The following is a 13902-nucleotide window of genomic DNA, read 5'->3' as shown; positions in this document are numbered from 1 at the left end:
TATGGGAAGAAAAATTGTAGTTGCATTAGGTGGTAACGCTATTTTATCAAAGGATGCTAGTGCAGAAGCGCAACAAAAAGCCCTACAAGAAACAGCCAGCTACTTAGTTCAATTTATTGAAAATGGGGATGAATTAATCATTACCCATGGCAACGGGCCTCAAGTAGGGAACTTGCTCTTGCAAATGGCCGCAGCAGATTCTGAAAAGAACCCAGCCTTCCCATTAGATTCAGCTGTAGCGATGACAGAAGGATCCATTGGTTACTGGTTACAAAATGCGATGGGAAATGCATTACGGGCAAAAGGGATCAAGAAAACTATTGCGTCTGTTGTAACCCAAGTCGTTGTAGATAAAAATGACGTCGCTTTTGAAAATCCAACTAAACCAATTGGCCCATTCTTGTCAGAAGAAGATGCTAAGAAAGAAATGGCTGCAACAGGGGCTAAATTTAAGGAAGATGCTGGCCGTGGTTGGCGTAAGGTAGTTCCAAGTCCAATTCCAGTAGCTATTAGTGAAATTGATGTCATTAAGAACTTGGTAGACAATGGCTATATCGTCGTTTCGGCTGGTGGGGGTGGTGTCCCTGTTATTGATGAAGAAGGTCAACTGAAAGGTGTAGAAGCTGTTATTGACAAGGACTTTGCTTCTCAAACCTTGGCTTTAGATGTAGACGCTGATATTTTCCTTGTCTTGACAGGGGTAGATAATGCTTACATCAACTTCAATAAAGAAAACCAAGAAAAATTGGAACATGTAACTGTTGCTGACATGAAGAAATATATCGAAGAAGGACAGTTTGCCCCAGGTTCCATGTTGCCTAAAGTGGAGGCGGCAATCAAATTTGTTGAAAATGCCAAAGATGGTAAGGCAATTATAACTTCTTTGGAAAACATTCAACAAGTTATCGCTTCTGATGGCGGAACAGTTATCACTAAATAATAGAGTGATGAAAGGCTCATTATCCTATGGGCCTTTTCATCTACCCTTTTTTGGGGTAAGAGCGCTATCAAAACGTGATTTTGTGTAAAAAAGGTCACTTCTTGGACAAAACACAATGAAAAAGCATCTCTTTAGGGCATTTTTGGAGTTAATCTATAGTTTATAGTCAATGGAGCAAATGATTGGAACAAGGAGATAAGGAGGATAGGGATGAACAAGTTATTGAAAAAGATTTGTAGCACTACTCTAGCTATGGCTGTCTTAGCCCCATTACAAGCAATCGAGGCTTGCACGACAGTTATCGTTGGTAAAGGGGCAACAGTAGATGGGTCAACGATGATTGCGCGTAATGAAGATATGGGGACGTCCTGGCCTAAATACTTTGTTGTACGTCCAGCTGGGAAAAATAAATCAACGAAATATGTGTCAAAAGGGAATGGCTTTTCCATGACTATTCCAGAAGAACGCTACAAGATGACGGCAACTCCTGAGTGGGATGAATCAGAAGGAACATTTGATGAAGCAGGGATCAATGAAAAAGGCGTTGCGATGAGTGGGACGGAATCTCTTGAGGCCAACAAAAAAGTCTTAGAAGTAGACCCCTTAGTCAAGAAAGGGATTGGCGAAGATAGCATGAATAGCGTCGTGCTCCCTTATATAAAATCAGCTCGTGAGGGTGTAGAACGCTTAGGGAAAATCGTAGAAAAATATGGAGCCGCAGAGGGTAATGGGGTTATCTTCTCTGATAAAGACGAAGTGTGGTATATGGAAATTGGGACAGGGCATCAATGGGTTGCCCAACGAATTCCAGATGATAGCTATGCGGTCATTGCCAATCAAATCGTGATTGAAGAAGTGGATTTAGACGATAAAGACAACTTCCTAGGGTCTAAGGATTTGATCGAGACTGCAAAAAAAGCTGGGACCTATAAAGAAGGGGAAAAGTTTAATTTCGAAAAAGCCTATGGAACTAATACAGATGCTGACAAGCAATATAATTATCCACGGGTATGGTATGGGCAAAAACTTCTTACCCCAAGCAAGGAACAAGATTTAAAGAGTTACGACTTCCCATTTGTATTGAAGGCAGATAAGAAGATAGGGACAGCAGACATTGAAAAAGTTTTGACTTCTCACTTTGAAGGAACGGAGTATGACTATCAAGTGAACAAAGAAAGTCAATTGCGTCCAGCCTCTGTGCCACAAACCATGGAATCACATATTTTGCAAATTAGGCCAAATATGCCTGCTGACCTAGCTGGGGTGCACTGGTTATCTCTAGGGGTACCTGAAACATCAGTTTATGTACCTTTCTACTCAGGGATTACGGATACGCCTAAAGCTTATAAGACAGGAACAGATAATCCAGCTGACGATGGAGCTTACTGGACTTTCCGTAGGGTGAACGCTATTGTGAGTGCGCATTTCGACCCATTCAAGAAAAAATACGTGCAACCAGTCCAAGAGAAAGCTAGAGAAGAATTGGCCAAAGATCTAGCTGAAACAGATAAAGAAGCTTTGAAGATAAAAGACAAAGAGAAGCGGGCTAAATTCTTGACGGAAGCTTCTGAAAAACGTGCGGATAAAATGTTGAAAAAGTGGGATAAGTTAAGCAATAAGTTGATGAAGGCCTTAGCCGATGAAACAACAGTTTATCATAACCCTGACCTTTAAGAGGGATTTGATAGGAATAAAATAAAGAGAGATATCTTTAGCTATAATCGTAAACTTTGGACGATTAGCTTGAAGAAAAGAGATTGTTTGAGTAAACAATAAATAAGTGGTCTAGTGTATGTTTTTATAGATGAAATGGAGGGCTAGTAATGAAATTTAAACCATCATTGTCAGCAGCGGTATTATTGACTGGAGCTATGTTGACTCTATCGCAAAGTCAGGTTTGTGCTGAAGAAAATAAACAAGCAAATCCAGCTGAAGCGACCACGAGTCAGCCGGCTACATCAGGGACAACTACGCCCCCCTCGGTAGAAAAAAAGGAAACAGATGAGTCAATTGACAAGCCACAAGCAGGTGAAGCAGCTGATAGTGAAAAGAATAATGAGCCAGAAGTCGAAAAGGCAACAGGAGAAAGCACTGATAAAAGTTCTATTGATAACGAAATCAAAGCTAATATAGCTCCTGTCAGTGAAAAGATTGATAAGAAAAAAGCCAACACTATCGTTAGACCAGTCATTGCTATTCAAAATGACACTTTGTACATGGCAGAATCTCAACGAGGGGATTTGAAATTAAATAAAAAGATTACTAGCTTAGAGGATGTCGAAATTTCATTTGGCGGTAAAAAAACGGATGAATGGAAACAATGGAATATTAAAAGTGGTGCATTCGATGGAGGGAATGTTTTCAACCTTGAGAAAAAGGATACAGATACCATTAACTTTGAAATGAAGCCAATATTTGGTATCACTGATTTATCACAACGCTGGCCACATAATCTTCGTCGTATGTATACAGACTATATAAAGGATTTTGAATTAGTGGTGAAAGATAAAAAAGATGGAACAGTACTGTATAAAAAAATCTACCATCTTCGCCCCTATGAGCATTTCCATACTTATGATGAAATGGTCAAGAAGACCGAAGAAATCACTAAAAATGCTAAGAAAGATCGCTATGTAGCACTTGAAGAATACGGTCGCTCCCTTCAAAATCGCCCACAAAGATTAGGGATTGTCGCTAAGAATAAAGAAGATGTTGAAAATTATCTGAAGAATTTTACGCCGGAAATGCTGAATCATCCTTTAGATGTTCTCAAAAAAATAAAAGCAGGCCAGTTAAATTACAAAGTCCCTATCTTTATTAACAATACCCATGCCGATGAACAACCAGCCATTGATATTGTTGTAGGCTTATATGAAAAATTTGCAACAGCAGACAATATTACTTTTAAGACTACTGATGATGCAGGAAATCTTGTTGAGCGTGCTTACAAAGCCCAAGACGCTTTAGATAAGTTCTTCTTCCTTTTTAGTTTTGTAGAGAATCCTGATGGACGTTATCATAATGAACGCTCCAATGCTAACGGCTTCGATGTCAACCGTGACCATGGTTATCAAACGCAAGCAGAAGCTAAGAATATGGTTGCTCAAATTAGTAAATATAACCCCTTAACTTTCTTGGATTTCCATGGTTTTCAAAAGCAATTCTTAATAGAACCATGTACAGCGCCACATGACCCTAATTTTGAATATGATTTGATGGTTCATAATATGTTGGAACATGCCCATGCAATGGGGCGTGCTGGTGTGGCTAATTCGCTATACAATGCTTATATGACGCCTCGTGAAGATTGGCCTTCGGGTTGGGATGATGATTTTTCAGGCTATACAGCAGTTTATTCCGTTTACCATCATGTGATGGGGCACACCATTGAAATTCCAGAGGGCAACGAAGAATCTTATAAAGCTGGCTTGTATGCCGGATTAGGTGGGATCTATTACGCTTTAACCAATAGAGATAGACTAATGGAAGCTAAACTATTGGCTATGCAAAGAGGGGTTTTGGGAATTGAAGATCCAAAAACCGAAAAAGAATTTGTTGGGCCTGATGGGAAAGTAGTTGGAAGGCCAAAATTAAATAATGGTAAATTCTTCCCGAATTATTATGTCATTCCTATGCAACCAGCCTTACAAAAGGATCCGAATGAAGCCTTTGAAATGATCGCTTACTTTAAGAGAAACGGAGTCGTTGTTAAACAGCTGAAGAAAGATATCAAAGGGACGAATTTTAAGAAGGGCGATTTAATTATTGATATGGCACAAGCTAAACGTGGTGTAGCCAATATGGCCCTTTGGCGTGGTAGTGATGACTCTGCATGGGATTCTATGTATGCAGAAGTTGTTGTGAACTTTCCACTCATGCGTGGCTTTGATATTCAAAGGGTCAATAAACCTGAATTCTTCAAGGGATATTTGACTGATGTCACTTGGGAAAAAGCGCCACGAGATATTCCAGCTGTCGCTCCATTCTACTTTGTGGAGAATAATTCCATATATGCTGTGAAAGCAGTCAATAAGGCTTTAGAGCAAGGCTTGCCTGTTTATTTGACGAATGGCGGTTATTATTTTAGTGCCAAGACTTTGAAAGCTGTCTTTGATGACTATGCTTTGAAAGCGAAAGCTTTTTATGGGACTACCATTGCTAATCGCTTAATGACTAAAAAGATTTTTGCACCAGGCCAACCAAACCTACATTTAGGATATAATAGTCCATCCAGATCCAGTCGGGCATTAAAGGAAATGGGCTTTACTTTGGTGGATAATTTTGAAGATGCTGACTTAGTCATAGCTGACGATGAGCAATTGAACCCAGAATGGATTGGTAAAAAACCGATGATTCTTTTGGGTGGAGAAGCAATAGTAAAAGCGATTGAAAATGGTAAATTGCCTAGAATTTCTCTCCGATACACAGATGATCGCCATGAGGGCTTGTTGAAGGCACTCCTAGACACGAAGAATCCATTGACATCAGGCTATACAGAAGATGGATATTTCTATACTACATCAGGAGCATGGCTGATCAATGATAATAAAGATTTCCATTCAGTTCTCAAACTTAAAGGAGAGGGAGCTTATCTTGCTGGATGGTGGCCAGGACATGAAAAAGCCTATAATCAATCTGTTGTGTTAGAAGGTAAAATAAATGGGATGCCAACTTTGATTTATGCGGGGACACCACTTAATAAGATGCATACTCATGCCTTTTATCGTCTGATTTCTAATGCTATTTACCACTATACATTGAGGGAAGCTGATAAGAATAAAGTGATAGAATCTCTTAAAACAGATTCAGATAATAGTGAAAATGATATTTTGAATCCATCAGTCGACCAATCCACGGATAATGGTGAAATAAAGAATGATGATCCAACAACTACTGGCAAAAAGAAAAATGAACTTGATCAAGAGTTAGGTAAAACTAGTGATCAAGAGCTAAATAAAACTAGTGATCAAGAGTTAGGTAAAACTAGTGATCAAGAGGGTATTGAAGGGGAAGTTCTTGCTGTTGTGCCATTAAGTCATGGGAAATTACCACAAACAGGAGACAAACAAATAGGGGCAATTTACTTACTTGTTTTGACAACTGGGGTTTTACTTTTAAGCGTCAATAAGAAAAAAGAAGAATAACCCTGACCTTTAAGAGGGATTAGGGCGGAAATAACTGGGGAAAAGCGCTTTTAAGAGAAATAGCATGAAATAAAATTAAAAAAAGTTAAAAAGTCCCTTTACAAAAGTGAATTAGCTTGATACGATGAAGCAGTAATCAAGAAAGTGATCATCAAGAGAGTAATTGTCTAGAGTAAGTTTCTAGCGAGTCGGGAGGGTGGAAGCCGACGCTTATATCTGCAATGAAGCGCACTTGATGCACGAGGGAATGAACACCAGTAGTTCTCTCCGGACGATCCCCGTTATGGATGTCGAGGACCTATGATAGGTCAATATAGAGTGGTACCGTGCAAAGCACCTCTATCGTTTTTGATGACGATTGAGGTGCTTTTTTGTTCATTAAAAGGAGGCAAAAAGATGGATTATAAAGAATTAGTTGCGGGAGCTTTAGCGAATGTTTTAGAAGGCTCTCTATCCAAAGAAGAAATTTACAACTTGGTTGAAAAACCTAAAAATGCTGATCATGGGGACTTGGCTTTTCCTTGCTTTACTTTAGCCAAGGCTCTTCGTAAATCTCCAGTTGCAATTGCTCAAGAATTAGCCGAAAAAATTGACGGAGCAGACTTTGATGGGGTGCTAGCTATTGGGCCTTACATCAACTTCCGTTTGAATCGTCAAGTGGTCGCTAGTAATGTTTTAGAAGAGATCCATGAAAAAGGTGAAGCATATGGCTCTTCAAACATTGGCCAAGGGGGAAATGTCACTATTGATATGTCCAGCCCTAACATTGCTAAACCATTTTCTATGGGGCACTTGCGCTCAACTGTGATTGGGAATGCTATTGCTAACTTGATGGCAAAAGCAGGCTATAATCCAATTAAGATCAACCACTTGGGGGACTGGGGAACCCAATTTGGTAAGTTAATCGTAGCTTACAAACTCTGGGGGACACCAGAAGAAGTCAAGGCTGATCCGATCAAGGAATTACTTCGCTTATATGTAAAATTCCACGAAGAAGCTGAAATTCATCCAGAATTAGAGGACGAAGGACGTCTATGGTTCAAGAAATTAGAAGATGGGGATGAAGAAGCACAAGAATTGTGGACTTGGTTCAAGGATGAATCCATGAAAGAATTTAACCGAGTTTACGATATGTTAGATGTGAAATTTGACCATAACACAGGGGAATCTTTCTATAATGACAAGATGCAAGAAGTTATTGATATCTTGAAAGACAAAGGCTTGTTAAAGGTTAACCGTGGAGCCCACATCGTTGAATTAGATAAATACGATTTGAATCCAGCCTTGATTATGAAGACCAATGGTTCTACCTTGTATATTACACGGGACTTGGCTACTGCTCTTTACCGGAATAGAACCTTTAATTTTGTTCAATCACTCTATGTTGTGGGGAGCGAACAAGCTAACCACTTCAAGCAATTAAAAGCTGTTTTGAACGAAATGGGCTTTGAAAAGAGCAAGGATATGCATCATATCGAATTTGGTTTGATTACTTTGGGTGGGAAGAAATTATCTACTCGTAAAGGGAAGATTGTCCTTCTAGAACAAGTCTTAAAAGACTCTGTTGCCCTTGCTAAGAAGCAAATTGAAGAAAAGAATCCAAATCTCGAAAATAAAGATGAAGTTGCTCATCAAGTAGGGGTTGGAGCTGTTGTCTTCCACGACTTGAAGAACGACCGTCGCAATAATTTTGACTTCAACTTGGAAGAAGTTGTTCAATTCGAAGGAGAAACAGGTCCTTACGTGCAATATACTTATGCTAGAACACAAAGTATTCTAGAAAAAGCAAAAGGCTTGAAGATTGAAAACGAAACTTACGAATTGTCTGATGACTACAGCTGGAGCGTGATTAAATTATTGGAAAACTATCCAAATATCACCAAGTTAGCTGTTGAAAAATACGAACCATCTATTATTGCTAAATATGTGATTAACTTGGCACAAGCTTTCAACAAGTACTATGCTAACAGCAAAATTTTGGTGGAAGACCAAGCTTTGTATGCTCGTTTGCGTTTAGTTGAAGCGACAGCTACTGTCATTAAAGATGGTTTAGGTCTTTTGGGCGTTCATGCACCAAAAGAAATGTAAACTAGCTAAATCAAGACCAAGTCGTTTAGGTTTTGCGACTTGATCGCTGGAGAGCTGGGACTTGTTGAGGACAAGACCAGTAACTATCTATTCTCCATTATTTCATGACTATCCCTCATCAAGGCTGCCATCTTGATGATCGACGTCAAGGGTTGGGACATGAGCAAAAAAGCTCGCCTATTTCATGATAGGTCGAGCTTTTTTTGTTAATATATAAAGCTAAATGTTTCCGAACTTTGCCAGCATCTATTTTTTTAAAGTGGGAGGGAATAAAATTGAAAGATGCCGACTATGTTTTTCAGTTAAGAATGAGTGCAAGAATATAGCATCAGTTAACAGGCTTATTGTAGAGGGAAATAAAAGCTATTAGTCCAAATAAATTGAAAAATAGTCGGGGTCAATGAAATGCAAAATTTTACCCGAATACTCGAGGTGTCCTTCTTCTTTCAGGCTTTTGATCACATTTCCAGCAGTTTCTCTTGTCGTTCCGCTCATCAGCCCAAGTTCAGTAACAGTTAATTTGTAAGGGATTTTGATAGAGCCATCTTCTTGTTTCACCCCAATATCTTTCCCCCAGATGGCTAAGGCCTGCATGACACGGTCGCTAGCGCTAGAGGTGGTCGTGTTACGAATGCGGAGTTCGTGATAGCTGAGGACGTCTGAAAGGTGGGTGTACATGGTGACTAGAGTATCTTTGTTGCCCTTAATCAATTCCTCGAAAAATGCTGTTGGGATGTAGATCACCTTGATAGAAGTTAAGGCAAAGGCAGAATAGCGGTAGTATTTATCACTGAATAGGCCACCGTATGGGAAAAACTTGTGAGGGCTAACATAGTCAATGTAGGAATAAGAAGCGGTTTGATCGGAATTTTCTAATCGAATCAAGCCATCACAGAGAAAATAGACGCGAGATCTAGCATCTCCTTCATCAAAGAGTATTTGACCCTTGATATAAGACCGGAAAAATAGATGTTCTTTCAGCGACTGTTTTTCGTCTGGAGTCAGTTTGGCTAACAAGGAATCGTTAAGAAATTCTTCGATGTAAGCATCGGAACTTTTAGATCTTTTTCGGTTCATGAATGTCATCGTCTCCTTTCTCTTCATCCTTAAGTGTATCATATTTTTTGATGAAGAATTTGAATCGCTTTTAAGAATTTGCAAAAATAGGCACTGAGTATGAGGCAATTGAGTCAGAAACAGAGTAGAATAGTAGGGACATTTATAATGGAAGTGATTTTTATTGATGAATCAGATAAAAGAAGTTCTTAAAAAGATAAAAGATTTCCTAGTGACCTCTTTTAAAAAGATGAATGAAAATGAAGACTTAAAGAGAACGCTATCCGGGCAAAAAAGTCGATGGATTAACTTGTGGCGGAAATATAGACTGAATAAAGTTGTTCTCTTACTTTTTTTACTGCTTGTCCTAATAGCGAGTATCCACATGGTATTTTTGGCTAAAAGTGCCAATGTGTCCAGCTTAAAAGATGGCTTAAGTCGAGAAACTGTTTTTTATGATAAAGATGGTGATCAAGCAGGAACAGTGAGCCGGAATAAGGGGGCTTTTGTTCCAATGGCGAAGATTTCTCCTAATTTATCCAAGGCTGTCGTAGCTACAGAAGATAAACGTTTTTATCAACATAAAGGATTTGACCTTAAGGGGATAGGGCGTGCTGCTGTGGGCTATATTGTACATTTTGGCCGAATTAGTGGGGGTGGCTCGACGATCACTCAGCAGCTAGCAAAAAATGCCTACTTGTCATTGGATCAAAAGTTGTCGAGAAAGATGAAGGAACTTTTCCTAGCGCTTGAAATTGAGCGAAACTATAGTAAAGATGAAATTTTAGAAATGTACCTCAACCACGTCTATTTTGGAAATGGGGTTTATGGGGTAGAAGATGCTTCTCATCGTTATTTTGGGAAGCCGGCAAGTGACCTCAATCTCAGTGAAGCGGCCACTTTAGCAGGCATGTTGAAAGGTCCTTCCTTATATAACCCGATTGATCACTATGATCAAGCCATTAATCGGCGCAATACCGTTTTGGAAGTGATGGCAAAAAATGGCGTGATATCTGAGGCGGATAAACAAGCTGCCCAGGCGAGTGATTTGCATTTAGCGAACACCTATCAGGCAAATTCTGATTATCGCTATCCAAGTTATTTCGATGCCGTCATTAATGAAGCGATAAATCGCTATGGCTTAACCGAAGAAGAAATTATGGAAAGAGGTTATTCTATCTATACGGCTCTTGATCAAAACATGCAGGGGCAAATGGATAGGGCGATGAATGGGGCTTACTATCCGGATCATCCAGATGGAACGATGGTTCAAACAGCTTCAGTCGCTATGGATCCACAAACAGGTGGTGTACGAGCTTTATATGGAGGACGTGATAAGGGAGAGCATGTATTCCGTGGTTTTAACCGAGCCACACAAATGCGTGTTCAACCAGCTTCTACTTTAAAACCTCTCGCTGTCTATACACCAGCTTTAGAAGCAGGTTATAAACCAGATGATTTGTTGAAAGACGAAAAGTTATCTTATGGGAAAGATCGCTACACTCCAGAAAATTGGAACCATGCTTATCAAGGACAAGTGACGATGCGTGAAGCGATTGCCTTGAGTTGGAATGCTCCAGCTGTGTGGTTGATGGATAAAGTAGGCTTGGACAAAGGTATTGATAAGTTAAAACAATTTGGGATTCATACGGATGAAAAAGACCATTATTTAGGGGTAGCTTTAGGTGGTTTGACAGAAGGGGTCTCCCCTATGCAGATGGCCAGTGCCTATACCGCTTTTGCCAATAAAGGGATTCGAGCGAAGGGTTATTTAATTCGTGAAATCGTAGATGCTTCAGGCAAAGTGATTGTCTCCAATAAACGACCGACGACCTACAAGGTGACTACCCCGAATACGGCTAAAGTGATGACGTCTATGTTGTTGAATGTCTATAGTAATAATGGGACAGGGGCTTCTGCCCAAAATGGCTATCAAATGGCAGGGAAGACAGGGACGACAGTTGCTAAAGCTGGGGATGAGGATAAGGCTGGATACCAATGGATGATTGCCTATACTCCAGATATCGTAGTAGCTACCTGGTTGGGTTATGACAAGACGGATGCTGAACACCACTTAGAAGGTGGGAGCCAAAATCATATCGGTCCATTATTCGGGCAAGAAATGGCTAATATCATTTCTGTTACCAAGCAGACACCATTTGGTACCCAACCTGACTGGCCAAATGATTGGGAAAATGCGGTGAGAGAGCGATTGAACTCGACACTGAAAGGCTTTGGAGAAGGGGCTAAACAATTTGGTGATCGTTTAGGCCAAAAACTTGGTGAAAAAGGTAAAGAGTTCTTGCAAAAAGCAGGTCAATGGCTGGAAGAAAAGATGCCTTAAAGTGACCTAATAGCAGCTGCTTAGGGAAAGCTATTTTAAGGGGGATCCACTTTCTTAGCTATAGCTGGAATAAGATTAAGGGAGAAAGACGGAGGAAAAGGCTTAAACTGGCAATACTTAGCAGTTCTTTGTTGGAATAGTCAGGTTTTAAAATTGAAAGATGGAGGGGGATGCTTTAGTCTTTGACTAAATAGCCCCTCCTTTTTGTGTTCCCGCATTCTAAAAAAGAGCCAAGATTTACTGGTTGAACTTTTGTGTCGTAAATTTCAAGTTCAAGTTAGCCACCCCCCTAAATTTTTCGCAAAGGGAGACAGATGAAAGTGAAATTCAGGGTTTATTTGTGGCCTCTAGGGTTTAAAGGAGATAGATCAAAGTGGATTGTATGGTTTAAAGGAGAAAGATCAAGGGAGAACTTAGAGTCTTTAGGGAAGTATCTGTTTGACCTAGAAGAAGCCATCAAGGAGAAACGAAAGCGGGTAAATCAAGTCAAAATCTAAAAAAGTAAACAAATCTTAGACAGTATAAGATTTTTCTAAGTAAAAGATAAGATCTCTTTTTTTAGATTGTAGCGCTTTATGGCTATTGGTATGCTTTTTCTAGAATTCTGAATATAACAATTGACAAGTACTTGTCACTAAATGGAGGAATCCCTATGAGTAAACTAACTACCTTATCTGCAGCTAGTTTAGCCCTAGCTGGCTTATTAGTCAGCACGCCTGTCATTCATGCAAAGGATGGCGATCAAGCTACTGGAACTTATACGACCGACAGCACTAGCAGCAAACTCTTGCATGATGTTTTAGAAGCTAAACAGAATGTGGAAAGAGTGAAGAAGGCTATTGCTAGTCAGGTAGATGATGTGAAGAAGATAGATGAAACAAAAAAAGAAGCTCTGAAAGCCTTAGAAGAAGCTAATTTATCGGTAAAAGAATTGCAAGAGTTAAAGGAAAAAGAAGCCAAGGCCAAAGAAGCGGATGCAGCTAAACAAGCGGAACTAGAGAAAAAAGTGAAGGAGTTAGATCAAAAAAATGAATCTCTCCTGCAAGAGCTAGAAAAGATTAATGAACAAGTGATGAAGTTTAATGCAGAATTGATCCAAGCTGAAAAAGCCCTAGAAGCCGCTAAAGCTGATCCAAAACTGAAGAGTGATAAAGAGGATGAAAAAAAGGCAGCTATGGAGAAAGTCAAAGCTGCTGAGGCGCTGGTGAAGGAAAAGACAACGATCTATGAAAGTGCGCAAAAGAAATCGGGAGACCGTTTAGTTGAGCAAGGAGAAGTGGAAAACGATTTAGAAGCCGCTGAACAAGAGAAAAAAGATTTCAAAGCAAGTGCTAGCGCCTTGACTCAACAAGTGAAAGAAGCTAAAAAGAAAGTCGATGCCATCAAATGGGAAGAATTGACAGCAGAAGTCAAAGAAGCAGAGGAAAAATTAGCAAGTGCAGAAAAAGAGTTGACGAAGAAGAAAGATGAGCTAAAAAAAGCTATCAGCAGTTTCAAAACAGCTTATAAAGCAGTAAAGGCGCAATCTCATCAAGAAGATGAAATGATGAAAGAACTCAGCAAAACTTACCGTGAATTAATGACTCCGGAAGAATTGGCTGAAGAAGCTAAAAAAGAACAAGCTGCAAAAGAAGCAGATAAAGATAAAAAGAATGATGGCGAAGTGGCTGAAGCAGAAAAAGATAAGGCAAAAGAAGACTTGAAAGCTGCTAAAAAGTTAGCTCATCAGCAGTTGAACAAGGCAGGAATAGTTGGCAAGATGTATCATGATCAGATTGATCGTGCTAAAAAGAAAGAGTCTGTGATGAATTTAGTGGCAGAACTATTGAAGGCACATCAAGATCAAGATAAGAAGAAAGAAGATCCAGCTGTTAGCCCAAAAGATCAAGGGAAGAAGAAAGAAGATCCAGCTGTTAGTCCAAAAGATCAAGATAAGAAGACAGAAGATCCAGCTGCTAGCCCAAAAGATCAAGATAAGAAAAAAGAAGATCTAACTGCTAGCCAAAAAGATCAAGATAAGAAGAAAGAAGATTCAGCTACTGCTTCAAAAGGAAAAGAAAAAGCAAGTAGTAAAGATTCCAATGGAGAGAAAGTTAAGGGGTCTAAAGACAAGAAAGAAAATGGGGCTAAGGGAATTCCATCTTTGAAAATCCAAAAGACGCCATCTGATCCAAGCACGAAAAAAGCTAAATCACCAGCGACTATTGTGACGGACAAGAAAAAGAAATTGCCACAAACTGGTGAAGTTCTGCTGAGCTCTTTTGCTGGTTTAAGCCTGCTTGCAGCTGGGGCAGTAGCTCGTTTTATCAAGAAAAAGGACTAATGGATTC

7 protein-coding genes are annotated in these 13902 nt (G+C 39.7%); 6 read left to right on the top strand and 1 reads right to left on the bottom strand.

What is annotated here, in order from left to right; all coding sequences use genetic code 11:
- Nucleotide 1 precedes the first annotated feature (1 nt).
- The 4 genes from arcC (at nucleotide 2) to argS (ending at nucleotide 8172) form a co-directional block, all read left to right on the top strand.
- Nucleotides 2-940 (top strand): carbamate kinase, encoded by a 939-nt coding sequence (gene arcC, locus D3H64_RS03530; RefSeq protein ID WP_121564854.1) that lies wholly within the window; start codon nucleotides 2-4, stop codon nucleotides 938-940.
- Nucleotides 941-1150: 210 nt separating this feature from the next.
- The gene (locus tag D3H64_RS03525) at nucleotides 1151-2614 is read left to right on the top strand and encodes a C69 family dipeptidase (protein ID WP_121564852.1); all 1464 of its coding nucleotides are present in this window, start codon (nucleotides 1151-1153) and stop codon (nucleotides 2612-2614) included.
- A 149-nt stretch (nucleotides 2615-2763) separates the two neighbouring features.
- A complete protein-coding gene (locus D3H64_RS03520; RefSeq protein ID WP_121564850.1) occupies nucleotides 2764-6084 on the top strand; it encodes a M14 family zinc carboxypeptidase in 3321 nt (1106 codons plus the stop codon).
- 396 nt (nucleotides 6085-6480) lie between these two features.
- Nucleotides 6481-8172, top strand: coding sequence for an arginine--tRNA ligase (argS, locus tag D3H64_RS03515; RefSeq protein WP_121564848.1), 1692 nt, complete (start codon nucleotides 6481-6483; stop codon nucleotides 8170-8172).
- Between the two features lie 366 nt (nucleotides 8173-8538).
- Here argS and D3H64_RS03510 read toward each other — a convergent pair whose 3' ends face one another.
- On the bottom strand, nucleotides 8539-9249 hold the full coding sequence (locus D3H64_RS03510; protein WP_158589213.1) for a Crp/Fnr family transcriptional regulator: 711 nt from the start codon (nucleotides 9247-9249) through the stop codon (nucleotides 8539-8541).
- 166 nt (nucleotides 9250-9415) lie between these two features.
- Here D3H64_RS03510 and D3H64_RS03505 point away from each other — a divergent pair, with 166 nt between their 5' ends.
- Together D3H64_RS03505 and D3H64_RS03495 are read left to right on the top strand one after the other, a co-directional pair.
- Entirely contained in the window at nucleotides 9416-11572 is a 2157-nt protein-coding gene (locus tag D3H64_RS03505; RefSeq protein WP_121564844.1) for a transglycosylase domain-containing protein, read from the top strand.
- A 652-nt stretch (nucleotides 11573-12224) separates the two neighbouring features.
- A complete protein-coding gene (locus D3H64_RS03495) occupies nucleotides 12225-13895 on the top strand; it encodes an LPXTG cell wall anchor domain-containing protein (protein WP_121564840.1) in 1671 nt (556 codons plus the stop codon).
- The last annotated feature ends 7 nt before the right edge of the window (nucleotides 13896-13902 follow it).

The organism is Atopobacter sp. AH10, from assembly GCF_003664595.1.
GTDB lineage: Bacteria > Bacillota > Bacilli > Lactobacillales > Aerococcaceae > Atopobacter.
Note: the sequence above shows the minus strand (reverse complement) of the source record. Positions and strands in the feature narration are given on the sequence as shown.